20 protein-coding genes are annotated in these 24,567 nt (G+C 72.2%); 8 read left to right on the top strand and 12 right to left on the bottom strand.

What is annotated here, in order from left to right; genetic code table 11:
• Position 1: 1 nt before the first annotated feature.
• Positions 2-769, top strand: coding sequence for a MerR family transcriptional regulator (locus ACLQ2S_RS23320; RefSeq protein ID WP_425702862.1), 768 nt, complete (start codon positions 2-4; stop codon positions 767-769).
• Here the strand turns inward: ACLQ2S_RS23320 and ACLQ2S_RS23315 are convergent.
• The 8 genes from ACLQ2S_RS23315 to ACLQ2S_RS23280 form a co-directional block, all read right to left on the bottom strand.
• On the bottom strand, positions 740-1,747 hold the full coding sequence (locus ACLQ2S_RS23315; protein WP_155218280.1) for an oxidoreductase: 1,008 nt from the start codon (positions 1,745-1,747) through the stop codon (positions 740-742). The two genes, ACLQ2S_RS23320 and ACLQ2S_RS23315, sit on opposite strands and share 30 nt — an antisense overlap.
• A 117-nt stretch (positions 1,748-1,864) precedes the next feature.
• On the bottom strand, positions 1,865-2,989 hold the full coding sequence (locus ACLQ2S_RS23310) for a winged helix DNA-binding domain-containing protein (RefSeq protein WP_425702860.1): 1,125 nt from the start codon (positions 2,987-2,989) through the stop codon (positions 1,865-1,867).
• A 278-nt stretch (positions 2,990-3,267) separates the two neighbouring features.
• On the bottom strand, positions 3,268-3,855 hold the full coding sequence (locus tag ACLQ2S_RS23305) for an HAD family hydrolase (protein ID WP_155218587.1): 588 nt from the start codon (positions 3,853-3,855) through the stop codon (positions 3,268-3,270).
• A gap of 52 nt (positions 3,856-3,907) precedes the next feature.
• Entirely contained in the window at positions 3,908-4,396 is a 489-nt protein-coding gene (locus ACLQ2S_RS23300; protein WP_155218278.1) for a GNAT family N-acetyltransferase, read from the bottom strand.
• Positions 4,397-4,461: 65 nt separating this feature from the next.
• A complete protein-coding gene (locus tag ACLQ2S_RS23295; RefSeq protein ID WP_425702857.1) occupies positions 4,462-5,079 on the bottom strand; it encodes a response regulator in 618 nt (205 codons plus the stop codon).
• Positions 5,076-6,368, bottom strand: coding sequence for a sensor histidine kinase (locus tag ACLQ2S_RS23290; RefSeq protein WP_309223294.1), 1,293 nt, complete (start codon positions 6,366-6,368; stop codon positions 5,076-5,078). Before ACLQ2S_RS23290 ends, ACLQ2S_RS23295 begins: the two co-directional genes overlap by 4 nt.
• Positions 6,326-7,159, bottom strand: a complete 834-nt coding sequence (locus ACLQ2S_RS23285; protein WP_155218273.1) for an ABC transporter permease — start codon at positions 7,157-7,159, stop codon at positions 6,326-6,328. The genes ACLQ2S_RS23290 and ACLQ2S_RS23285 overlap by 43 nt, the downstream gene beginning before the upstream one ends.
• Positions 7,156-7,995 (bottom strand): ABC transporter ATP-binding protein, encoded by an 840-nt coding sequence (locus ACLQ2S_RS23280; RefSeq protein WP_425702855.1) that lies wholly within the window; start codon positions 7,993-7,995, stop codon positions 7,156-7,158. The genes ACLQ2S_RS23285 and ACLQ2S_RS23280 overlap by 4 nt, the downstream gene beginning before the upstream one ends.
• A 146-nt stretch (positions 7,996-8,141) precedes the next feature.
• Here ACLQ2S_RS23280 and wrbA point away from each other — a divergent pair, with 146 nt between their 5' ends.
• Positions 8,142-8,759 carry an NAD(P)H:quinone oxidoreductase gene (gene wrbA / locus ACLQ2S_RS23275; protein ID WP_155218272.1) on the top strand — a complete coding sequence of 206 codons (618 nt, stop codon included), beginning with the start codon at positions 8,142-8,144 and terminating at the stop codon, positions 8,757-8,759.
• A 94-nt stretch (positions 8,760-8,853) separates the two neighbouring features.
• Here the strand turns inward: wrbA and ACLQ2S_RS23270 are convergent, their stop codons facing one another.
• Positions 8,854-10,764, bottom strand: coding sequence for an anthranilate synthase family protein (locus tag ACLQ2S_RS23270; RefSeq protein WP_155218270.1), 1,911 nt, complete (start codon positions 10,762-10,764; stop codon positions 8,854-8,856).
• A 254-nt stretch (positions 10,765-11,018) separates the two neighbouring features.
• On the opposite strand from ACLQ2S_RS23270, the gene ACLQ2S_RS23265 reads away from it, so the two are divergent.
• The 3 genes from ACLQ2S_RS23265 to ACLQ2S_RS23255 all read left to right on the top strand — a co-directional run bounded on the left by ACLQ2S_RS23265 (position 11,019) and on the right by ACLQ2S_RS23255 (position 15,451).
• Positions 11,019-12,401: an FGGY family carbohydrate kinase gene (locus ACLQ2S_RS23265; RefSeq protein ID WP_425702852.1), complete on the top strand. Its 1,383-nt coding sequence runs from the start codon at positions 11,019-11,021 to the stop codon at positions 12,399-12,401.
• Positions 12,402-12,638: 237 nt separating this feature from the next.
• On the top strand, positions 12,639-15,032 hold the full coding sequence (locus tag ACLQ2S_RS23260) for a nitrate- and nitrite sensing domain-containing protein (protein ID WP_425702850.1): 2,394 nt from the start codon (positions 12,639-12,641) through the stop codon (positions 15,030-15,032).
• The gene (locus ACLQ2S_RS23255) at positions 15,029-15,451 is read left to right on the top strand and encodes a roadblock/LC7 domain-containing protein (protein WP_093408063.1); all 423 of its coding nucleotides are present in this window, start codon (positions 15,029-15,031) and stop codon (positions 15,449-15,451) included. Before ACLQ2S_RS23260 ends, ACLQ2S_RS23255 begins: the two co-directional genes overlap by 4 nt.
• A gap of 81 nt (positions 15,452-15,532) precedes the next feature.
• On the opposite strand, the gene ACLQ2S_RS23250 is transcribed toward ACLQ2S_RS23255, so the two are convergent.
• On the bottom strand, positions 15,533-17,026 hold the full coding sequence (locus ACLQ2S_RS23250; RefSeq protein WP_230462608.1) for a GH1 family beta-glucosidase: 1,494 nt from the start codon (positions 17,024-17,026) through the stop codon (positions 15,533-15,535).
• A 975-nt stretch (positions 17,027-18,001) separates the two neighbouring features.
• On the opposite strand from ACLQ2S_RS23250, the gene ACLQ2S_RS23245 reads away from it, so the two are divergent.
• The gene (locus ACLQ2S_RS23245) at positions 18,002-20,893 is read left to right on the top strand and encodes a glycoside hydrolase family 48 protein (protein ID WP_196222536.1); all 2,892 of its coding nucleotides are present in this window, start codon (positions 18,002-18,004) and stop codon (positions 20,891-20,893) included.
• Between the two features lie 279 nt (positions 20,894-21,172).
• Here the strand turns inward: ACLQ2S_RS23245 and ACLQ2S_RS23240 are convergent, their stop codons facing one another.
• Positions 21,173-21,886 (bottom strand): DUF3159 domain-containing protein, encoded by a 714-nt coding sequence (locus ACLQ2S_RS23240; protein WP_309223292.1) that lies wholly within the window; start codon positions 21,884-21,886, stop codon positions 21,173-21,175.
• An 83-nt stretch (positions 21,887-21,969) separates the two neighbouring features.
• Here ACLQ2S_RS23240 and ACLQ2S_RS23235 point away from each other — a divergent pair, with 83 nt between their 5' ends.
• A complete protein-coding gene (locus tag ACLQ2S_RS23235; RefSeq protein ID WP_425702847.1) occupies positions 21,970-22,857 on the top strand; it encodes a phosphatase PAP2 family protein in 888 nt (295 codons plus the stop codon).
• On the top strand, positions 22,854-23,555 hold the full coding sequence (locus ACLQ2S_RS23230) for a maleylpyruvate isomerase N-terminal domain-containing protein (RefSeq protein WP_155218264.1): 702 nt from the start codon (positions 22,854-22,856) through the stop codon (positions 23,553-23,555). Before ACLQ2S_RS23235 ends, ACLQ2S_RS23230 begins: the two co-directional genes overlap by 4 nt.
• Before the next feature lie 28 nt (positions 23,556-23,583).
• Here the strand turns inward: ACLQ2S_RS23230 and ACLQ2S_RS23225 are convergent, their stop codons facing one another.
• On the bottom strand, positions 23,584-24,447 hold the full coding sequence (locus tag ACLQ2S_RS23225) for a DUF1028 domain-containing protein (protein WP_425702845.1): 864 nt from the start codon (positions 24,445-24,447) through the stop codon (positions 23,584-23,586).
• Positions 24,448-24,567 lie beyond the last annotated feature (120 nt).

Raw genomic sequence — 24,567 nt, 5'->3', positions numbered from 1 at the left:
GATGGAGTGGACGGTGCACCAACTCGCCGAGCGTGCCGGGGTCAGCGGCCGGACGCTGCGGCACTACCACCGGATCGGGTTGCTCACGCCCGACCGCGTCGGGTCCAACGGCTACCGCTACTACGGACCCGACACGGTCGCGCGCCTGCAACGCATCCTCCTGCTCCGCGACACCGGCCTGGCCCTGGCGGAGATCGCCCGGATCCTCGACGCGCCCGAGACCCCCACCGCCGAGGTCGAAGCCCTACAGGCGCACCTGACGCAGCTCGCCCATGAGCGGGAGGCCCTGGAACGACGCATCAGCGCGGTCGAGCACACCCTGGAGATGCGTCGCCAGGGGCGCGAGCCACGGATGGACGTGATGCTCGACGGCTTCAACGACCGCTACGAGGCGGAGGTCGTCGAACGGTGGGGACGCGACGCCTTCGACGCGTCGAACCGGTGGTGGCACCGCAAGTCCATCCGCCAGCAGCGGGACTGGAAAGCCAACACCGAAGCCCTGATCGCCCGGTGGCGTGAGCTGCACGACGAAGGCCACACGCCGGACTCCGCCGCCGCCCAGCAGCATGCCGCCACCCACCTGGCCTGGTTCGCCGAGATCCCCGGCACCCCCACCCACGACGGCGACGCGGCACGATCGGCCGCGATGGTCTGCGGTGTCGCCGACCAGTACGAGACCAACCCCGACTTCCACCAGCTCTTCGGCGGCGAGGCGGCGGCGCGGTTGGCCGCGAACGCGTTACGCATCCACGTCCGGCACCTGGCTTAGGGCGTCGAGCAGTGCGGCCTCGCGGTCGGCGCTCAGTCCGGCGCGCCGGTCCCGGTCCAGGCCGAGCTTCCGCTCCCAGTCGAGGGTGTCCGCCAGCAGGTCCGTACGCGGCCGGTGACACAGCCCGGCAGCGACGGCCGCCGCGCCGCTGCGCGCCGACCACCCGGACCACCCCGGCTCGACCAGCCACATCGGCAGCGACTCCGGGCCCATGTACTGGGCCACGCCCTGGGCCACCAGCCAGTCGGCGTCGACGTCGACCACCGGCCCGGTGTGCCCGCCGACGGCCCGGCACAGGGCGATCCACTCACCGAAGGGCACCACCGGTCCGACCACGTCGAACGTGCCGACGGTGCCGGCCGTCGCGCTGTCCAGCAGCCAGGTCGCCAGATCGCGTACGTCGATCACCTGGGTCGGCAGGTCGGGGGTACGGGGTACCAGCATCGGTCCCCGGGGATCACGGGCGGCGCGGGCGACCCAGTAGCCGCAGCGGTCGGATCGGTCGCCGGGGCCGCCGATCAGCCCGGCGCGCGCCACCAGCAGCCGGTCTCCCACCTCGGTCGTGGCGAGGTGCTCGCAGGCCACCTTCGCCTCGCCGTACTCGGCGCGGTCGACCACGTCCAGACCGGTTGGCGGCAGGGTGGCCGCGGACTCGTCGGCACCGGGTGTGTCCCGGTCGGCGTAGACGTTCACCGACGAGACGTAACTCCAGTGTCGGGCCCGGTCGCCCAGTGCCCGGAGAGCCTGCCGGACGAATCCGGGCTGCCACGACACCTCGATGACGGCGTCCCAGTCGCGGTCGCGCAGCACGTCGTACGCCGTCGGGTCGCTGCGGTCCGCGGCGACGAGGACCGCGCCGTGGGGTACCGCCCCGCTCTTTCCACGGGCCAGACAGGTGACGGCATGCCCCCGGTCGACGGCCTGTCGGGCCACCTCCCGCCCCAGCCACGCCGTCCCGCCCAGCACCAGTGTCCGCATGGTGCCCAGCCAAGCAGCGGTGGCACGGCGCGGCCAAGGATCTCTGCCGTGGGCAGAACGCGTAGTCCCCGAGCGCGGCGCCGACCGCGTTGGAGGCCCGAGCGACTCAACGGCTATTCAGTCGTTCCAGTCGAACCGGGGCGGCAGGGCGAGGAAGTCGGCGTACCGGTGCAGTGCCTGCTCCACCTGCTTGCGACGGGCCGGTCCGAGGTCGACCAGCGGCTGCACGGTGAGGGTGACGCGGGTCTTGGCCAGCCGACGTCGCCAGGTGCCGACCACCCGGCCACCGACGACGACGGTGGCCTGGAAGACGCCGTTGCCGCCCGGGATGATGGCCTGCTTGTGCTCCGGGTCGAGCATCAGCGAGCGGTCCTTGTAGCCGAGCAGGTACTCGTCGAAGCCGGGCAGGGTCAGCACGTCGTCCACCTCGACGCGGGGCGCGTCCAGCAGCGGCGTGTGCAGCACCGCCTCGGCACCGTCGACCAGGACGGTGGTCAGGTCGGCACCGGCGGCGGCGATGCCGCGTTTGGCGTCGGCGGCCGTCAGGCCCGACCAGCCGGCGAAGTCCTGCCGGGTGGTGGGGCCGTGGCTGCGGAAGTAGCGCAGCGCGAGAGTGGCCAACGCCTCGTCGCCGTCGAGCTGCCGCTGGTCGGGTGCCCACTCGTCGAGCAGGGCGAAGGTCTGCTCGGTGCCGATGTTGGGGGCGATGCAGGTGACGCCGCGCTGCGCCGCGTACCACAGCAGGTGGTAGCCGCGTTGACCGGTCGCGTCGATGCCGGCCTCGACCAGCGTCGCCACGCACTCGGCGCGGGTGAGCCGACCACCACCGGCGAGGGCCTCGCCCAGCACCTCGGCGGCACGGTCCGCATCCGCCTCGGACAGGCCGAGGTGTTCCCGGCGCTTCGCCACCCCGACGAGCGCGCGTACGCCGGTCAGCTCCAACTGCCAGCGGACGTCGCGGGTCGGCACCAGGTGGATGGTGCCGCGCATCGGCCAGGTGCGCAGGGCTTCCCGCCGCTCCAACGCGGCGTGTACGTCGGCGTGGGTCGACCCGGGCAGGCGCGCCCCCAGCGACCACATGCCGCTGGCCAGATCCTGCGCCTGCATGGCACCGAACCACTCCACCACCTCGGCCACGCTGCCCGGCGCGGCGATGGTGGGGTGTGGGCGTAGCAGCAGACTGGTCATCCGCAGTGCGAGGGCCTCGGTGCCGCTCAGCGCGGTCGTACCGGTGGATGCCACGTCGTCGGCCGCCTTCCTTCGGTGGTCGACGGCAGCATAGGCGTCGGCACCGACATCACGACCGTGCCGCGCTACCGAAGGCGGCCCCTGATCGCGCTACGCCAACATCGTTGGTGGCGGAGCGCGATCCCCCGTTCAGGCCAACAGGTGCGAGGGCGGCGACAGGATCACCGGCACCAGTGTCAACAGGATGACGTTTTCCCACCTGGTCGAGAACTGTGATCCGAGCAACTTGCGGATATCTTGAGCATGTTCGGCGCGGCGACGGTGGGCTCGTGTCAGCCCCGGCGCGGCGGTGGCACCCGGACGGCGGCCATGCCCGCCGCGGTCGCGGCCTCGATGCCCAGGTCCGCGTCCTCGAAGACCAGGCAGGCCTCCGGCGGCACGGCGAGCAGTTCGGCGGCCCGCAGGAACGGCTCCGGGTCGGGCTTGGGGCGGGAGTAGTCGCCCGCGCAGACCAGCACGTCGAACCGGTCGAGGATGTCCAACGCGGTCAGCGAGGCGGTGACGGCCTCCCGGGTGCTGCCGGAGACCACGGCGAACGGGATGCGTCCGTACGCGTCGTCGATGTGCCGCAGCACCCCGGGGATGCCGGACGCGGTGGGCAGCAACTCCTGGAAGCGCGACTCCCGGTCGGCGACCACGACCTCCACCGGCATGTCCAGCCCGTGCTGTTCGTTGAGGGCGACGACGATGTCCGCCGTCGGCCGCCCGGCCCAGGCGTAGAAGAGATCCTCGGGGAAGGCGCAACCCCACCGGTCGAGAGCGTCCCGCCAGGCGAGGTAGTGCTGGGGCATCGAGTCGACGATGGTGCCGTCGCAGTCGAAGAGGTACGCCTTGAAGTCACCGGTCGGCAGGGGCAGCATCACCGGCCCAGGCTATCCGGCGGTGGGCGAGGGTCGGCTCACCGGCTCCGGCTCAGAGCCGTCGGTACATCACCAGCAGATCGACGTAGCCGTCGGTGGGGTGTCGGAAACCCTCCGGCACCCGCCCGACCACCTCGAAGCCGAGGGAGCGCCACAGCGACACCGCGCGGGTGTTCACCGCCACCACCGCGTTGAACTGCATCGCCCGGTAGCCGTCGGCACGGGCCAGGTCGAGCACGAACTCGCCGAGGGCCCGCCCGACCCCGCGCCCGGCCGCCGTCGGGGCGACCATGAAGCTGCCGTTGGCGACGTGTGCGCCGGGACCGAGCTGGTTGGGGGTCAGCTTCGCCGAGCCGAGCACCGTGCCGTCCCGGTCGACGGCGACCACGGTGCGTCCGGGTGGCTCTACCAGCCACATCTGCCGGGCCCGGGTCTCGTCGACGTCCCGTGGCCAGGTGTACGTCTCACCAGCGGCGACGATCTCCCGCAGGAAGGGCCAGATGCCGGGCCAGTCCTCGGCCGTCGCGATCCTGATCTCCATCACCGACAAGGTTGCCAGCCCACCGCCCCGCCCGGCCACCCGAAAATCGGCCGACCGGGCGCGGCTCACAACAGCCCGGCGGCCATCGCGGTGGTGACCGCGGCGGTGCGGTCGGAGACGTCCAGCTTGTTGAAGGTACGCAGCAGATGGGTCTTCACGGTCGCCTCGCTGATGTGCAGCTCGCGCCCGATCTCGGCGTTCGAGAGGCCGCGACCCACCAGGCGCAGCACCTCCACCTCCCGGGCGGACAGTGTGCCTCGGGTCGGTCGCCGCACCTGGTGCAGCAGTCGGGTGGCCACCGACGGGGCGAGGACCGTGCCGCCCCGCGCGGCGGTGCGGACGGCGGCGATCAGATCCGCCCGCGCGACGTCTTTGAGCAGGTAACCGGCGGCGCCGGCCTCGACGGCCCGGAGGATGTCGGCATCGGTCTCGTAGGTGGTGAGCACCACCACCCGGGTCTGCGGTGACTCGGTGCGGATCCGGGAGGTGGCGTCGACGCCGTCCGCGCCGGGCAGCCGCAGGTCCATCAGTACGACGTCGGGTCGCCGGTGGCGGACCTGGGTCACCGCCTCGGCCGCGTCACCGGCCTCGCCGACGATGGTGATGTCCTCCGCGCTGGCCAACATGCCGGCCACGCCAGCCCGGACCACGGGGTGGTCGTCCACCAGCAGCACAGTGATCATCGGTAGGGCACCTCCACCCGGATCGTGGTCCCGGCACCGGGTGTGGAGCGTACGACCAGAGCGCCGCCGGCCTGCTCGACGCGGGCGCGTAGCCCGGTCAGACCGTAACCGTCGGCGGCCCGGTCGACGTCGAACCCGGTCCCGTCGTCGGCGACCTCCAGGGTGACCCGCTGGTCGTCGTGGCGGAGGAGCACGGCCACCGCGCGGGCGTCGGCGTGCCGACGGATGTTGGCCAGCGCCTCCTGCGCGGCGCGCAGCAGCACCACTTCCCGGTCGGTGCCCGGCGGCGGGCCGGTGCCGGAGACGACACAGCTCGTCGGCACCCCGGTCTCCGCGCGGAACCGCTGTGCCAACCGGTGCAGCGCCTGCTCCAGCGGGGCGTCGGTGAGCTGCGCGGGCGTCAACGCGGCCACCAGCGTGCGGACGTCGATCAGGTTCTCCCGGGCCGTCTGCCGGGCCAGCGCCAGGTGCCGGCGGGCCCGCTCGGGGTCGTCGTCCAGGTCGGCCTCGGCGGCCTGGACGAGCATCACCACGCTGGACAGCCCCTGGGCGACGGTGTCGTGGATGTCGGCGGCGAGCCGTTGGCGTTCGGCGGCGACCCCCGCCTGATGGGACAGCTGGGCCAGCTCCGCCCTGGTCCGCTCCAGTTGGGCGATCAGGTCGGCCCGCCGGGTGCTCTCCTCGACGGTGCGTTGCGACCAGACCCCCAGGACGCAGACGACGAACACGATCATCACCGCGATCAGCAGCGGCCCGACGAGGTCGTGCGGGTCCGGCAGCCGGATCGCCAGGACGACCAGGTGCACCGCGTTGAACAGCACCACCGCGAGCACCGCCGGTACGGCCGGCAGCACCATGAACACCTGCGGGCAGAGCACGAACAACAGGAAGGAGGCGTTGCCGTTGAGCAGCACCGCCGGCACGTAGAGCAGGGCCGCACCGGCGAGGTAGAGGTAGCCCCGCCAGTCTTCGACGGACTCGCGCATCAGTCGACGGCCGAAGCCCGCGTACCAACCGGCGAGGGCGAGGAACAGCGCGAGGCAGCCGATCCGGGCGACCGGCGACGACCACGCGTCGACCGCCACGGCCAGGCCGACCCCGGCCCCGGCCAGCGCGAAGTAGATGTCCCAGAGCCGGAACCGCCCGCTCCACGGGTCGGCAGCGGCGACGTCTCCCCGGCCGTCGTCGACCACCGGGGAGACGTTCGCGGTCGGCGCGGTCACCGCCCCGGCGGTCACCGGCGTGGTCACCGGGAGCGACGACTGCGCCAGCGGAAGGTGGTCAGGCACAGCACCATCCCTCCAACGCACCAAGCGGCCAGCACGAGCGCGATCCGGCCGTGTTCCCAGGAGGGTACGACCTCCTGGGTGAGGATGCTGTCCGGCAGGAACACCGACCGGAAGCCCTGCGCCATCCACTTGAGCGGGAAGAGGGAACCGACCGTGCGCAGCGGCTCGGGCAGTTGCCCGACGGGGGTGTAGAAGACCCCCGAGATGAAGGCGAGCACCAGGTAGGGCAGGTTCATCACGGCCCCGGCGCTGCGCGCCGAGTTGGCCAGGCCGCTCGCGGCGATGCCGGTCAGGGCGCAGGCGGTGGCACCGAGCAGGAACACCCAGCCGAAGGTGAGCCAGCGGCCCGGGTCGGTGGGCAGGGACAGGTCGAAGGCGGCCACGGCGATGCCGAGCAGCACGACCGTCTCGCCGACGGTCACCACCAGCGCCATCAGGATCTTGCCGATGAAGTACGCCGACGGCGGCATCGGCACCCCACGCAACCGGCGCAGGGTTCCGTCGTCGCGGTCCACGGCGATGCCGGTGCCCAGGTTGACGAAGGTGGTGGAGGCGACCCCGGCGGCGATCATGCTCGGTGCGAGGTACTGGGCGGAGGTCACGTCGCTGCCGGGATAGACACCGTCGAAGATCGTGCCGAGCAGGGCGAGGATCACCGCCGGCATGGCGAAGGTGAACACCACGGCGTCGCGTTCCCGGAAGAAGCTCTTGATCTCGATGGTCGCGCGGTGCGCGCCGAGCCGGAGCGCCGACGGGCGTCGAGGCGTACCACGCTGGACGGTGGCCGTCATGACACCTCCGCGATCAGGTCGAGGTAGACGTCCTCAAGGCTCGGTCGACTGACCGTCAGCTCCGGCACCGTGCCGCCGTAGCGGCTGGTCAGCGCCGCGACGAGCGCGGCCGGGTCGTCGGTCTCCTGCCGTCCGTCGGCCCACCGCACCACGGCGCGAGCGGCGGCCTGCCCGACAAGGGCCTCCGGCGTGGCGTCGGCGACGATCCGACCGCCGACGATCACCGCCACCCGGTCGGCCAACGCCTCGGCCTCCTGGAGGTAGTGGGTGCTCAGCAGGATCGTGCTGCCTCCGGTACCGGCCAACTGCCGGATCAGCGTCCAGAACCGGCGGCGGGCCTGCGGGTCGAAACCGGTCGTCGGTTCGTCGAGGAACAGCAGGTGAGGGCGGCCGACGATGCCGAGGGCGACATCGAGTCGGCGGCGTTGGCCGCCGGAGAGGGTCCGTACCCGGGCGGTCGCCTTCTCGGTGAGGCCGACCAACTCGACGACCTGCTCCGGGTCCCGGGGGCGGGGGAAGTAGCGGGCGAAGTGGGTGACCGCCTCCCGGACGGTCAACTCGCCGAGGTCGCCACCGTCCTGGGTGACGATGCCGATGCGGGCCCGCCAGTCCAGGTCGGCGCGGCCCGGATCGTGGCCCAGCACGCTCACCTCACCGGCGTCGCGGCGACGGTGGCCCTCCAGGATCTCGATCGTGGTGGTCTTGCCCGCCCCGTTGGGGCCGAGCAGGGCCACCACCTCGCCGGCACCGACGTCGAGGTCGAGTCCGGCGACGGCGACGGTGTCGCCGTACGTCTTGCGTAGTCCGCGGACGCGGACGGCGGGGGTTGCGGTCATGTCCCGATCGTCTGCCGGTCGGGGTGCGCCACGGGACGACCGGTGGACGGAACGCCGGTGTCCGTCGATCGGTGGACACGACCGCAGTTTGTCGACGCGAAGATCGGGTAGTCGCCGAAGCTGATCCCGATGAGGAAGGACGAGCGATGGCGGCACAGGTCAAGGCGGCGGTGATCTACTACAGCGCCACCGGCATCACCTACCAGATGGCGTCGGCGGCCGCGGAAGCCGCCGGTGAGGCGGGCGCGGAGGTACGGCTGCGCAAGGTACCCGAACTGGCGCCGGAGGAGGCGATCCGCTCCAACGCGGGATGGCACGCGCACCGGTTGGAGACCCAGGACGTGGAGGAGGCGCAGCCGGACGACCTCGACTGGGCCGACGTGGTGATCATGGGCGCGCCGACCCGCTACGGCATGGTCGCGGCGCAGCTCAAGCAGTTCATCGACACCACCGGCCCGTTGTGGGCCCAGGGGGCGCTCGCCGACAAGGTCTACTCGGCCTTCACCTCCACCGCCACCGAGCACGGCGGGCAGGAGTCGACCCTGCTGTCGCTGTTCAACGTCTTCTACCACTGGGGTGGGATCGTGGTCACCCCCGGATACACCGACCCGAGCCAGTTCACCGCCGGAAACCCGTACGGGGCGTCGCACACCAGCAACAACGGCGAGATCCCGCCCGACCATGTCGCGTTGGGAGCGACCGCGTTGACCGCCAAGCGGGCGGTACGCATCGGTGCGGCGCTCAAGCAGGGCCTGGCCGGCTGACCATCCCGGCACGAACGGACCGACGGTCCGGGCGGGGGCTCTCAGACCCGCCCGGACCGTCGGCCGTTCACAGCGCTACCCCCGATCGGCCCGGCTATGCCGGTGCCGCCGGGGACAACTCACCGGCCGGTGCGGGCAGCAGTTCGGGCACCAGGTCGGCGAGGACCGCCACCCCGTCGGGGCTGAGTACCGACTCGGGATGGAACTGCACTCCGGCGAAGGTGCGCCCGCGCAGCGCGTGCACCGAGCCGTCGGTGGCGTCGCGGGCCACCTCCACCGGCCCGTACCGGCTGTCGTGGCGGTCGGCGGTGGCACGGGCGGTGAAGGTGGCGTAGAAGCCGACCCGGCGGGGCGTGCCGAACAGGCTGACCGTGCGTTGCAACCCCTGGTACGGCGCGTCCCGGCGGTGCACGGGCAGCCCGAGCAGACCGGCGAGGAGTTGGTGGCCGAGACAGACGGCGAGCGTCGGATGCCCGGTGTCGAGCAACTCCGTGAGCAGGGCCCGCAGCCGGGCCATCTTCTCCGTGCCGCCGGTCGGGTCACCCGGCCCCGGGCCCACCACCACCAGGTCGTACGCCCGGATCGGCTCCTCGGCCTGCCACGGCCGGACGGTCACCGCCAGCCCGAGCGCGCCGAGCTGGTGGGCCAGCATCCCGGTGAAGGTGTCCTCCCCGTCGACGATGAGCGCCCGACGCCCGGCCAGCGCGGGCACGACCAGGGCGTCCGGCGGTCGTTGGTCCAGCCAGAACCGGGCCAGTGGGGCGTTGCGGGCGGCGAGGGCGGCCCGCACCTGCGGATCGTCGGCCAGCCGTGGGGCCGGGTCCGGCCCGGCCGGTGCCTGCGGGCCGAGGCCGAGGGCGGCCAACACCCCGGCGGCCTTGGCGTGGGTCTCCGCGACCTCGGCGGCGGGGGTGGAGTGCCGCACCAGGGTCGCGCCGACCGGCACCCGCAGCTCACCGGCGGGGGAGATCTCGGCGGTACGGATCAGGATGGGTGCGTCGAGGGTCTGCCGTCCCGCCTCGTCGTGGCCGAGCAGAGCCAACATCCCGGAGTAGTAGCGCCGCCCGACGCCTTCGTACCGGGCGATCACCCGGCAGGCGTTCTCCATCGGGCTGCCGGTCACCGTCGGCGCGAACATCGTCTCCCGCAGCACCTCGCGGACGTCCTTCGAGCCCCGCCCGGCCAGCAGGTACTCGGTGTGCGCCAGGTGCGACATCTCCTTCAGGTACGGCCCGACCACCTGCCCACCCCGCTCGGCGACGGTGGCCATCATCTTCAACTCCTCGTCGAGGACCATGTACAGCTCCTCGGTCTCCTTGGTGTCGGCGAGGAAGCGCAGCAGCGCGGCCCGGTCGGCGGCGGCACCGGTGTGCCGGAAGGTGCCGCTGATCGGGTTCATCATCACCAGGCCGTCATCGACGCTGACGTGCCGTTCCGGGCTGGCGCCGACCAGGGTGCGGGTGCCGGTGTGCACCACGAACGTCCAGTACGCCCCACGCTCGCGCACCAGCAGCGAGCGCAGCGCGGCCAGCGCGGCGGTCAGCGGGACGCCCTGCACCTGGGCGCGCAGGGTGCGGTGGATGACGAAGTTGGCGCCCTCGCCGTGACCGATCTCGTCGGCCAGCACCCGGGCCACGATGTCGGCGTACTGGTCGTCGCTGATGTCGAAGGCGGCGTCGGTGGTGCGTACCGGGGTGCTCGGCAGCGCGTCGAGCACCCCGGTCAGCGGCAGCCGGTGGCGACCGTCGATCCGCAGGCACTCCAGGGGCACCGCGTCGTCGACGCAGGCGAAGCCCCGCTCGACGACCTGCCGGTACGGCACCAGGGCCAGCGTCGCCGGGCCGACCGGGTCGGCGGGCAGTGGGATGTCGGCGAGCCGGTCGACGGTCGTCACGGTGCCGGTGAACAGGTCGACATGGTCGGCACCGTCGCGTCGTAACAGGGCGAACGGACCAGGGTCGAGGTCGGCGGCGAGCCTGTCGAGCAGGTCGGTCAGCTGGTGCATCGGTCTCCTCGGGCCGGGCCGCCGCCGTCGGTGGCGGCCCGGTTACCGGGACTCACCGGCGGCCGCCTCGTCGGGCGGCCGCGTGGGATGAAGCTACGCGCGGGGGAGGGCCGCCGGGTAGGCGTGCCACCAGAAGGTCACGTGCGCGAGCATGCGAACACTCTACGCGTCGGTCGGTCGGTGGGGAAGCCGATCGGCGGACCCGGTGCGCGGTGACGTTCCGGCGTCACGATCGCCGGGTACGTTGACCCGCGATGAAGATTCTCGCGCTGGACCTGGGCACCTCGTCGGTGCGTGGGCTCGTGCTGGGTGACGCCCGACCACTGCCGGGGGCGTTGGCGCGTCGCCGCGTGGTGCTCACCGTCGACGACGAGGGCGCCGGCACCCTCGACGCCCGCCACTACCTGGCCTGTCTGGTCGAGTGTCTGGACGAGTTGCACGAACGGGGCTGCCTGGACGGCGTCGAGCTGGTGGCGATCAGCGGCCAGTGGCACTCGGTGGTGCCGTTGGACACCGACGGTGAGCCGCTCGGGCCGGTCCTGACCTGGTTGGACACCCGACCCGAGCCGTCGCCCACGGCGGTCGGCCCGGCCGACCCGGAAGCCTTCCACCAGCGCACCGGCACCTGGTGGCACCGCTGTTACTGGTCGATGCGGTTGCCCTGGTTGCGGGAGCGTACCGACGCCCGGGTGACGCGTTTCGTCGGCCTGGTCGAGTACGTGCTCGGTCGGCTGCTCACCGAAGCGCCGATGTCGATCTCCCAGGCTTCCGGCACCGGCCTGCTGGACCTGCACACCCTGGACTGGGATCCGGAGGCCTGCGCCCTGGCCGGCAGCGACGGCTCGGACCTGCCCGAGCTGGTCACCCGCGACTGGTCCGGAGCGCTGTGCGCCGAGTACGCCCGGCGGTGGCCGGCCCTGGCCCGGGTCCGGTGGGCGCCGCCGATCGGTGACGGCGCGGCCTCCAACGTCGGCTCCGGCTGTGTGGACCCCAGCCGGGCGGCGGTGACCGTGGGCACCTCCTCGGCGGTGCGGTTGTTGCAGCGGATGCCGGCGCACACCGAGTCGCCGGCACTGCCGCACCGGCTGTGGCGCTACCGTGTCGACCACGACCATGTGGTGACCGGGGCGGCGTACTCCTCCGGTGGGAACCTGTTCGCCTGGGCCAACCGGGAGTTGCGGCTGCCGACCGGCAAGGCGCTGGAGCAGGCGTTGGCGCTGCTGCCGCCGGACGGCGGTCGGCCGGCCAACATCCGCTTCGGCGGTGACCGTCCGCCGAGTCGCCAACCGGCCGGGCTGGGGATGCTGTGCGGGCTGGGCTTCGGCACCACCGCCGTGGAGATGCTGGCCGGGCTCATGTACGGGGTGTGTGAGCAGGTCGTCGGCGACCTGGTGGTGCTGGAGTCCACGGTGGGTCGGCCGGTGGAGGTGGTCCTCGGCGGCGGTGCGATGGCCGCGTCGACCTGGTGGCGGCAGGCGTTCGCGGCGGTGCTGGCGCCCCGGACGGTCGGCTTCGGGCGGCACCCGGAGATCGGGGCCACCGGTGCGGCGCTGGTGGCGACGGGGCGGATCGCCGATGCTGTGGTGGTGGCCGACATCGGCCGGACGGATGATCAAGAGTCGGCACCCTCGGCATAGGCTGGCGACCAGCAGTATCCTTCCTGAACCATTCTTAAGGGCTAGCGTTGACACTGCTCTCGGGCCTGGTTGGATGGACGGCGCTCCCCGGACCGCGGCGGACGCGTGGGGGAGGAGGAGCGGGTGGGTGTAGGACCGGAGCAGACGCACGGGGTGTCGCAGCATCGCCGTCGCCGGTTCGACGTCCGAGTGGTACCCCACCGACGTCGCTCCCCCCTGCGCCTGCAGGACTGGCGGATGCGCACCAAGCTGGCCACGGTACTGGTCATCCCGTCGGTCGCCTTCCTGGTCCTGGCGGGGGTGCAGACCCAGAGCCTGGTCACCCGGGCCAGCACTCTGAGTGACTTCGCCACCCAGGTCGGCATCGGCCGGGAGATCGCCGCGCTGACCCACCGATTGCAGATCGAGCGCGACCGTACCGCCGGTGAGCTGCCCGCCCTGCGCGACGCGGTCGACGAGGAGGCGAGCGAGAAGCGGTTGGCCGTGTTGCAGCCCTACCGCGACGCCGCCGACCAGGCGGCGGCGGAGCTACGCGCGGCGGCCGAACCGCTGGCCGACGCGGATGGCGTCTGGCGGGACGTCTACGTGGTGGCCTCGCGGGCGTACGAACAGGTCGGATACATCCGCGACACGCTGAGCACGGTGGTGCTCAGCGACGAGACCATCATCGGCAGCTACCACCGCGCGATCGACGCGCTGCTGAACCTGCTCGCCCACCCGACGCCGGGCGCCGACCGGCCGGAGCTGGCCGACGCGGTGCAGCGTTACGTGCAGTTCGCCCGAGCGAAGGACCTCTCCTCGCGGCTGCGGGCGGAGTTGTACTCGGCGGCCCGGGTCGGCAGCTACGAGACCGGCGACGAGACCGAGCTGCCCGAGCTGCGGGCGCGACAGCTGGCCGCCCTCGGCGTGTTCCGGATCGCCGCGACGAACGCGCAGTCGGCCCGCTTCGACGAGATGAGCCTCGATCCGGCGTTCGCCGAAGCCGCCCGGCTGGAGGAGCAGGCGCTGTCACCGGGTACGTTCGCGGTGCTGGACGCGGAACAGTGGTGGACCGCCAGCGAGACCCGGCACGAACTGTTGCAGCGTTTCGAGTCGGAGCTGTTGGCGAGCTCGGCACGCCAGGCGGACGAGGCGAGCGAGGCCCAGCTGCGGGAGACGCTGCTGGTCGTCGGCGTCATCATCACGGTCCTGTTGACGGCGGTGCTGATCTCGGTGCTGATCGGTCGGTCGCTGGCCCGGTCGATCCGGTTGCTGCGTTCGCAGGCGCTGCGGATCGCGCAGATCGAGCTGCCCGAGGCGTTGGCCCGGCTGCGGTCGGTCTCCGGGGGCGTGCCACAGATCGAGGTCGCGCCGGCGGTGGTGCGTTCCCTCGACGAAGTCGGTGAGCTGGCCGAGGCGTTCGTCGCGGTGCACCGCAGCGCGGTCGGGGTGGCGGTCGAGCAGGCGAACATGCGCCGCAACGTCAACGCCATGTTCGTCAACCTCGCTCGACGGAGCCAGGTCCTGGTGGAGCGGCAGTTGGAGCTGCTCGACGACCTGGAACGCGAGGAAGGCGACCCCGAGCAGCTGGAGAACCTGTTCAAGCTGGATCACCTGGCCGCCCGGATGCGCCGTAACGACGAGAGCCTGCTGGTGCTGGCGGGTACGGAGTCGACCCGCCGGTGGAACCGGCCGATCGGGTTGAGCGCGGTGCTGCTGGCGGCCAGTGCCGAGATCGAGCAGTACCAGCGGGTGCGGCACGAGGCGGTGGCGGACCTGCACGTGGTCGGGCACGCGGTGGGTGAGCTGGTGCACCTGCTGGCCGAGCTGCTGGAGAACGCGACCACCTTCTCCCGGCCGGACACCGTCGTGCAGGTGATGGCCCGGGCGGAGGGGGCCGGAGCGGTGATCGAGATCGCCGACCAGGGCCTCGGCATGAGCCCGACGGCGCTGGCCGAGGCGAACGCGGTGCTGGCCGAACCGCCGGCCGCGGACGTGGCGGCGGTCGAGCGGATGGGTCTGTTCGTGGTCAGCCACCTCGCCGCGCGGCACGGCATCGAGGTGCGGTTGCACGGTGGCGTCGGTGGCCTGGTGGCCCGGGTGCGGCTGCCCCATCCGCTGCTCGCCCCGGCACCGCCGCCGAGCCTGGACCCCGAGCCGTCGCCACGGGGACTGCCCGCCGTGGCGCCTCGGTCGATCGCTCCGGCCAATCCGGGGCCGGCGGACCTGCCGGTGGCCGGGCGACGCCCCACCACCGTGCCCCGCCAGGCCCAGCCGGTGCCGGTACGCGCCGAGGACGTGCTCGCCCCGGCGGCCCCGGTGACCGGCGGTGGCGGCTGGTGGTCGCGGGAGGGGCCCTCGTCCGGGGTGGCCGCGGTAGGTGCCGGGGCACCGGCACCACCTGCCGTGCCGGTGACCGCCGGGACGAACGAGCGGGGACTGCCGATGCGGGTGCCCATGGCGCAGCTCAGCGCGGTGACCCAGCCGGCCCGCCCGGGGCAGCAGCCGGCCGCCCGTAACGATCCGGATCCGGAAGCCGTCGGCGGGATGTTGTCCAAGTTGTACAGCGGTGTGCGGCGGGCCGAGGCCGAGGAGACCACCGAGTTTCCCGTGCCACCGTTCGGGGCGTGGAGCGAAGGAGGACGGAAGTGACCACGTTGTCGCAGGAGGCTCGGGACCTGAGCTGGCTGGTCAGCGCGTTCGCGGAGCGGGTGCCCGGGGTGGCGCACGCGGTGGTGGTCTCCTCCGACGGGCTGCTGGTCGCGATATCCGACCATCTGCCCCGGGATCACGCCGACAAGCTCGCCGCGGTGACCTCGGGGCTGATGAGCATCACCGCCGGTGCCGCCCAGATGTTCGACGGGGACGTGGTCAAGCAGACCGTGGTCGAGATGGGGCGCGGCTACTTCCTGGTTATGCAGGTACGAGACGGCTCGATCCTGGCGACCCTGGCGGCGGCGGACGCCGACATCGGTGTGGTGGGCTACGAGATGGCCCGGCTGGCCAAGCAGGCGGGGGAGATGCTGACCCCTGCCCTGCGCGCCGAGTTGCAGCAGGCGCTGCCCCGCTGAGCCGCCCGGGTCACCGCACGCATTCGGGGATCGTACGTGCCTCGGCGGCGGCCCGGTTCGGGGCCGCCGCCGAGGTGTCGGTCAGATCGCGTTGTCCGCGATGACCTGGCGGTACCAGTGGGCGCTGCGCTTGAACACCCGACGCTGGGTGGGGTAGTCGACGTAGATCAACCCCCACCGCTGCTCGTAGCCCTCGGCCCACTCGAAGTTGTCGAGCAGGGACCAGACGTGGAAGCTCTCCAGCGGCACGCCATCGGCGATGGCCTGGTGGGCGGCGGCCAGGTGGTCTCGCAGGAAAGTGATCCGCCCGTGGTCCTCCACGGTGCCTTCGGCGCTGAGCACGTCGGGGGTGGGTAGACCGTTCTCGGTGACGGTGAGCGGGATCTGCCCGTAGTCGCGGGTGACCCGGGTCAGGATGTCGTACATGCCGTCCGGGTAGATCTGCTGCCACTGCGCCTCGGAGGTGGGCCAGCGGCGCGCCATGCCGCCGGAGGCGGTGACGTAGATCGGGGTGTAGTACTGCACGGCGAGCAGGTCGATCGGGCTGGAGATGATCTCCAGGTCGCCGTCGCGGATGCCGCGGACCATGCGACTGTTCGGCCCGAGGTCGGCCAGGACGTCCTCCGGGTAGCTGCCGGTCAGCGCGGAGTCGAGGTAGAGCCGGTTCTCGTAACCGTCGTAGAGGCGGGTGGCCTCGGCGGCCTCGGTGGAGTCGTCGGCGGGGTAGCAGGGGTGCAGGTTGAAGGCGGGGCCGATGCGACTGTTGCTGCCGGTGGCACGCAGGGCGCCCACGGCGAGGCCGTGGGCGAGCTGGAGGTGGTGGGCGACCAGGTACGCCGCGTCGGGGTCCTGCCGGCCGGGAGCGTGGTGACCGGAGAGGTAGCCGTTCTGCACCACGGTCTTCGGCTCGTTGATGGTCAGCCAGACCGGCACGCGCTCGCCGAGGGCGTCGAAGACGATGGCGGCGTAGTCGGCGAACCGGTAGGCGACGTCGCGGGACTCCCAGCCGCCGGTGTCCTGGAGGCTCTGCGGCAGGTCCCAGTGGAACAGCGTGGCCATCGGGGCGATCCCGCGTTCGTGCAGGCCGTCGACGAGACGGCGATAGAAGTCGAGGCCGCGTTGGTTGGCGGCGCCGGTTCCGTCGGGCTGGATGCGCGGCCAGGAGATGGAGAACCGGTAGCTGCGCAGCCCCAGGTCGCGCATCAGATCGAGGTCTTCGGCATAGCGTTGGTAGTGGTCGGCGGCCACGTCGCCGGTGTCGCCGTTGCGGGTGCGTCCGGGGGTACGGCTGAACGAGTCCCAGATCGATTCGCCCCGGCCGTCCTCCTTGGCCGCGCCCTCGATCTGGTACGCGGAGGTCGCGGCGCCCCAACCGAAGTCGGGCGGGAAGGACCGTCGGATGTCCGGGCTCGTCGCGGTGGCCGGGTCAGCGGCCGAGTCGCCGGGCTGGCAGGCCGCGAGTCCGGTGGCCGTGGTGGCCGCGGCGCTGACGCCGAGGACAGCACTGACCGGGGTGGCGGCGGTGGCCGAGAGCGCCGCACGGCGCAGCAGGTGCCGCCTGGTGAGTATCGACATGGGTTCTCCTCATGGAAGGGATGACCGCCTGAGCCCGGGAGCGCTCCCAATCAAGGGTAGAGGGTAGGCGGTTCCGCTGTGACCGAGTCGTCGCGAGGGGTAGCGGCGGACGGCGTCGGGGGGCGGAGTGGGAGTGGGTGGAAAGGGCGCTGTCCCGGTCGGGCAGCTGGTGCGAACGAAACCGGGTGCGCCGAGTACCGCAGGCGGACCGGCGGTGCGCGCCCGGGCGGTCGGCGGGGCGTCGCGGATGGCGGTCGGCGGGCGGTCGACTGCCGTGCGGGGGCGCGCGGGTGGTGCGCGTCTGACCCGTCGGCCTCTTTTCCCATCGTGAACGGGGGTTTAGTGTGGGGACGGGGGAGGGCAACCCCCGTCCCCACCGTGTTGCGGTACACGCACGTCGGATTTGGCGTCCCAGTTGTGCGTGTCGCGCGGGAGCCGGGCCACGCGAGTGGCTGAGGATCCACCTCCCTCCACTGTGGTGGGTTACGGCTGACGGCGGTGTCCGGGCTGGCCCGCCGTCGGCCTGTGGTCTGTTCCCCGGAGCCGTGGGCACAGCACCGGGTGATATTCCGGGTGGAACTCTGTCGATGGAAGCGCTCCCATCGACGTTGCTGCGACTGTAACGCCCGTCACGGCTTTGTGAAACCCCCAAAATGAGATCGAAACAAGTCGGTGTTTCCGGAAGTCCCCGTGCTGGCATTGGGAGCGCTTCCATGGCACACTGTCGATCGACCGCGCGGAGCCAAGGTACGCGTGAGCGCGGGTCGCCGAGGGCTTCCGGCTCGTCCGGTACGGCGTCCCTGCCAGCAGCGGGAAGTAGCCGTCCAGGACGGCATCCCCGCCGTGTGTCGGCCCACCCGGGCCGCAGCGACCACCGTCCACTGACGCCTTAGTCGGACACGTTGTCCAAGGCGTCACCGCCGGGGCGCCACCGCCACCGGCCTGGTCCGAGGAGACACCGCGCAGATGAGAAACCTGGCTAGACGTCGGCGCCTGGCGTGGCTCGCCGCCGCGGCGCTGGCGCTCGGTGGGGCGACCGTCCCTGCCGCCGCCGCACAGGCCGCACCGGCCTGCGACGTGGACTATACGACGAACGACTGGAGCAACGGCTTCACCGCCAACGTCACCATCCGCAACACCGGTGACGCGATCAACGGCTGGACCCTGAAGTTCGCCTTCCCCGGCGACCAGCGGGTCACCCAGGGCTGGTCGGCCCGGTGGAGCCAGAGCGGCAACGAGGTCACCGCCGTCAACGAGTCGTGGAACGGCAGCATCCCCGCTGGCGGCAGCACCAGCATCGGCTTCAACGGCTCCTACTCCGGCACCAACGCGAAGCCGAGCTCGTTCTCGGTCAACGGCGTCACCTGCGGTGGCGCGGCGCAGCAGCCCCCGACGGTCAGCCTGTCGGTGCCCGCCGGCCCGTTCACGGCCCCGGCGACCGTGCCGCTGACGGCCACCGCCAGCGACCCCGACGGCACCATCGACCGGGTCGAGTTCTACCGCAACGGCCTGCTGGTCAACACCGACACCACCGCGCCGTACGCGTACACCCTGGAGAGCCTGCCGGCCGGTGACTACACCGTGCAGGCCCGCGCGTTCGACAACAGCGGTCTGTCGGCGGTCGCCGAGCGGTCGTTCACCGTCGCCGGCAGCACCGCGCCGGCACTGGTCGCCACGCCGGCCGCGTTGTCCGTCCCCGAGGGCGACAGCGCGACGTTCACGCTCACGCTGAGCCAGGCGCCCACCTCGAACGTCGCGGTGACCCTGGCCCGCACCGGCGACACCGACATCACAGTCTCGCCGACCTCGGCGACGCTGACCACGTCGAACTGGAACACCGGCGTCGAGGTGACCGTCAACGCGGCGGAGGACTCCGACACCGTCGGCGGCACCGCCACCATCACCGCCTCGGCCACCGGCCACACCCCGGCGACGGTCACCGTCACCGAGATCGACAACGATGTGCCCGGCGGTGACGACGAGTACGTGCAGCGCTTCCTCACCCAGTACAACAAAATCAAGAACGCGGGCTACTTCAGCCCCGAGGGCGTGCCGTACCACTCCATCGAGACGCTCATCGTCGAGGCGCCCGACCACGGCCACGAGACCACGTCCGAGGCGTTCAGCTTCTGGCTGTGGCTGGAGGCCTACTACGGCCGGGTGACCCAGAACTGGGCCCCGTTCAACAACGCGTGGAACGTGATGGAGAAGTACATCATCCCGTCCGACGCCGACCAGCCGACCGCCGGCTCCGCCGGTGACGCCACCTACGCCGCCGAGCACGACCTGCCCAGCCAGTACCCGTCCCAGCTGGACGAGAGCGTGCCGGTCGGCCAGGACCCGCTGCGGTCGGAGCTCCGGTCGACCTACAACACCGGTTCCATCTACGGCATGCACTGGCTGCTGGACGTCGACAACGTCTACGGCTACGGCCGCTGCGGTGACGGCACCACCCGCCCCGCGTACATCAACACCTTCCAGCGGGGCACCCAGGAGTCGGTGTGGGAGACCGTGCCGCAGCCGTCCTGCGACACCTTCGCCCACGGTGGCCAGTACGGCTACCTCGACCTGTTCATCAAGGAGTCCGGCACCCCGGCGAAGCAGTGGAAGTACACCAACGCTCCCGACGCCGACGCGCGCGCCGTGCAGGCCGCGTACTGGGCGCTGACCTGGGCCAAGGAGCAGAACAAGGAAGCCGACGTGGCGGCCACCGTGGCCAAGGCCGCGAAGATGGGTGACTACCTGCGGTACGCCCTGTTCGACAAGTACTTCAAGCGGATCGGCAACTGCGTCGGGGCCAGCACCTGCCCGGCGGGTAGCAACCGCGAGTCCGCCCACTACCTGCTCTCCTGGTACTACGCCTGGGGTGGCGCGTACGAGACCAGCCAGAACTGGTCTTGGCGGATCGGCTCCAGCCACAGCCACTTCGGCTACCAGAACCCGTTCGCGGCCTGGGCGCTGACCAACGTCGACGAGCTCAAGCCGCGCTCGCCGACCGCGGCGGCGGACTGGACCAACAGCCTCAACCGGCAGCTGGAGCTCTACACCTGGCTCCAGTCGGCCGAGGGTGGCATCGCCGGTGGCGCGACCAACAGCTGGGGCGGCCACTACGGCCAGCCGCCGGCCGGCACGGCCACCTTCTACGGCATGTTCTACGACGAGGACCCGGTCTACAACGACCCGCCGTCGAACCAGTGGTTCGGCATGCAGGCCTGGTCGATGCAGCGCATCGCCGAGCTGTACCTCGTCACCGGCAACGCCAAGGCCAAGGCGCTGCTGGACAAGTGGGTGCCGTGGGCCATCGAGCACACCGAGCTCGGTGAGGACTGGTCCATCCCGTCGGACCTGAAGTGGACCGGCCAGCCCAACAACTGGGACCCGGAGAACCCGCAGCCGAACAACAACCTGCACGTCGAGGTGACGGTCCAGGGCCAGGACGTCGGCGTCGCCGCCGCCTACGCCCGCACGCTGATCGCCTACGCGGCGAAGTCGGGTGACGAGGAGGCGAAGGCCACCGCCAAGGGTCTGCTGGACGCGCTGCACGAGCACAGCGACGCCCAGGGTGTCTCGACGGTGGAGAAGCGTGGCGACTACCGGCGCTTCGACGACGTCTACGACGCTTCCACCGGGCAGGGCCTGTACATCCCGCAGGGCTGGACCGGTGAGATGCCCAACGGTGACGTCATCGCCCCCGGCAAGAGCTTCATCGACATCCGGTCGTTCTACAAGAACGACCCGGACTGGCCGAAGGTGCAGGCGTACCTCGACGGTGGGCCGGAGCCCGAGTTCCGTTACCACCGGTTCTGGGCCCAGGCGGACGTCGCCATGGCCTACGCCGACTACGGGAAGTTGTTCCCCAACGGCTGAACGAACTCCTCCGGGTGGGCACTGTCCCACCCGGAGGCACCGGTCGGGCCTCGGGGGTAGAGGCAGGTCCGGTTGACGGCCTGACACCCACGGTCAGGCCGGGGTGGGTCGGCCCTCTGGCCGACGCAGCGGAGCGGTCGGCCCACCCCACCACCCCCGACTCGCCGGGCACGGCGCGCACATCGCGAAAAAAAGTGACCGCCCCGGGATCACAACCCGGCCCGGGACGGAGTAACGTACATCACCGGAGAGGCCGCTCCCCCCGTGGCGGCCTCTCCCTTATTGTCCCGGCCGTGGATCGTCCCGATCCGGCGTCGGCCCGGCCGGTGCGACCTGCGACACCGGGTGACGCAGCCCCGGATGCCCGGCCGGCAACGACCGCCGCAGCACCGCCCAACTGACCGCCAGCGCCGCCGCGACCAGCGGCCAGCTCAGCCCCACCCGGGCCCCGGCCAGGGCGAGCACATGACCGCCGAGATACAGCGGCAGGAACACCGCCACCCGCAGCAGGTAGATCCCCGCCCACACCCAACTGGCCCGGCCGTACGCCCGCAGCAACGCCGGGTCACGTCGCCAGCGCCCACGCTGTCGAAGCGCCGTGCCGACGACCACCCCGAGCAGCGGCCACCGCACCACGATGCTCACCGCGTACCCCAACGCGCTGGCCGCATTGGCCAGCAGTTGCACGAGGAAGAAGTCCTCGGCCCGCCCGGTGCGTACCACCACCAACGCGGCCACGCAGACCGCGAGCATTCCGACCAGCACCGACCGGGGTCGGTCACCGCGACGCAGCCGCCAACCGGCCACCACCGCCCCGGCCACCAGGGCCGCCACCACCGCGACCGGCACCGACCGGTCGGCGACCAGCCAGCCCGCCGTGAACGCGACCGGCGGCACGGAGGCGTCCACGGCACCCCGACGCCCGCCGAGCAGGTCGGCCAACGACTCGGAGCGCCCGAGGGCGGTCACCTCCCGCTCCGACGTACCGGTCACCAGATCCTCCTTCACCTGCGGCCAACCTATCGCCACGCCACGGGCAGGCCACCGCTCGGATGCCCGGCGGGTGCCGCTAAGTTGTGCGAGTGCGCGTGACGCCCCGGGGTGGTACTGCGGTCTGGCTGGTCGTGCTGGCCCTGATCCAGATGGCGGGTTTCCTCGCCGTCTGGCGATTCGCCCTCCACACGGAGGTCGGCCAGTGGATCGACACGGTCGCCCTCACCGGCAACCGGATCGGCCGCGACCACATCGAGGAACCGGTCGACCGGCTCCTCAACGCCATGTCGGTGGTGTCCCTGCTGGCAGCCACCGTGACGATCGGGTTCATCGCGCTGATCCGAGGTCGGGTCGCCCTGGCCGTGGCGGCGACCCTGCTGATCGCAGGCGCCAACGTCACCACCCAACTGCTCAAGTACGGGTTGGGTCGCCCCGACTACGGCATCGACCTGGAGCGGGCGTACGTCGGAAACAGCCTGCCCAGCGGGCACACCACCGTCGCCGGTTCGGTGGCGGTGGCCCTGGTACTGGTGCTGCCGCCGAAGGCACGGGCGGTGGCCGCCGTGATCGGCGCCGGGTACGCCGCCGCCGCCGGAGTGGCGACCCTGTCGGCGGGCTGGCACCGGCCCAGTGACGCGGTCGCCGCGTTTCTGGTGGTCGGCATCTGGGCGGCGCTGGCCGGTCTGCTGCTGCTGATCACCCAACGGGAACGGGCGGAGGTCGCCCCCGGCGACGCGCACCGGCTCACCGCCCTGCTGCTGGGCGTGGTCGGGCTGCTGGCCGTCGTCGGCTGTGCCCTGGCCCTGTGGTGGTTGATGGGGGTGCGGTCCACCCCGGTGACGGACCTGTCCCGCCGACCGCTGTTCGTCGGGTACGCGGGCAGCGCCGCCGGCATCGCCGGCACCATGGCGGTGGTGATGGCGCTGGTCCTCACCGCCGTGCACCGTCTCGTCCCCCGCTACAAGGGATGAACCAACTGATCGCCGTACGGGCGGCGTTCCACGACGAGTGCGACCGGCTCGGCACGGTGCTGCGTACCCTCGACCGGGCGGACCTGGACCGTCCGACCCGCTGCACGCCGTGGACGGCGGCCGACCTGCTGGCCCACATCCGCACCGGAGTCGCCCGGCTGGCCGACATGCTCGGCGACACGCCGCCCGGCCCCGCCCAGGTCGACGCCGCCGGCTACTTCGGCGCGGCGAAGTTCACCCGGCAGGTGGACGCCGACCGGATCGAGTCCGCCCAGTCCGAGGCCGCCCGACACCGCGACGCCGCGCCGCCCACCCGGCCCGGCACGGTGCTCGACGCTGACTTCGACCGGGCCTGGCGGGCCACCCTCAGCGCGGTCGACGCCCACCCCGCCGACCGGGTGGTCCGCACCCGGCACGGTGACGCGATGACGGTGACGGAGTTCCTGCGTACCCGGGTGGTGGAGGTCGGGGTGCACGGCCTGGACCTGGCCGAAGCGCTGGAGCGGCCACCATGGTTGACCCCGGCCGCCGCCCGGTTGATCGCCGACCTGCTCACCGGCGGGCAGGCACTCCCGGCGGACCTCCACTGGGACCGACTGACCCTGATCCGCAAGGCCACCGGCCGCAGCCCACGCAGCCGAGCCGAGCAGGACGCCCTCGACGCCGCCGGCATCCGCCTGCTCTCCTTCAGCGGCTGACGCCACCCGCAGCGACCCGGTCCCCGAGTCAGACGGCGGTGCGGGGTGCCGGCACGTGCGGGGCGGCGGACCGCAGCCGGGCCAGGACCACCGGGTCGATCCGGCCGGGCGCCAGCCGCTCCTCCAGGTTCTCCAGCCCGGCCCAGTCGACCAACGCGTCCTCGGGCTCCGCCGGGTCGGCCGGATGACCGAGCGCGGTCAACAGGCCGGCGACCTCGGCGGCCAACGCGCCGGTCAGCTCCAGCAGGGTGGCCGGGTCGGGTCGGCTGAACAGCAGGGTGTGCACCGAGAGCAGCCGGTCGAGTTCGGTGATCGGGTCGGGGTGGTCGTCGACCCGCAGGTCGATCATGACGTCACCGGTGCCGCCGTACCCGCCGCCTCGGCGCACCACCAGCAGCCCGGCGCTCTGCCGGCCGCGCCGGTCACCGCCGGCCGCCTCACCGGCCCGCAACGCCGCGAGCAGCCGCTGCGGGAACCCTAGGTCGGTGCCGGCCAGCCAGGCGTCACGCAACGCGTCGACGACCTCCGGACCGGTGAGGATGTTCCCCTGCGCCGCCCAGCCGTCACCGGCCTGCCCACCGGCCCAACCCCGGCAGTGCTCCCCGGTCCAGGTGGCACCCGGCCCGGTGGCGGCCACCACACCGAGCTGCCGGTGATCGCGCTCCGGGTCGGCGGCGACCAGGCTGGCGACCACCCCGGCGGCGGAGACACCGGTCCGCAGCAACGCCAGCCCCTGCGGTCGGTAGGCCAGGTTCACGTGCGCCTGGGTGGCGAGCGCGCCGACGTCGGCCGCCGCCGCCGGCACCAGGGCACCGGCGGCCAGGAAACGGCTGGCCACGACGACACCGTGCAGCCGACCGTCGTCGGAGCGGGCCACGAGCGAGAACGTCACGCCTGGAAGGTTAGCGCTGGTGACGGCCCCGCTGCCGCCGCCGTGACCGGCCCCGACGAGAGCCAGTGATCTTTCCCGACGACCGTGCCGTGACCTTGCCCGACGACGTCGACGGCGGGC

Origin of the sequence: Micromonospora sp. DT48 (assembly GCF_049844495.1) — a bacterium.
Lineage (GTDB): Bacteria > Actinomycetota > Actinomycetes > Mycobacteriales > Micromonosporaceae > Micromonospora.
This window is presented reverse-complemented; position numbering and strand designations above follow the sequence as displayed.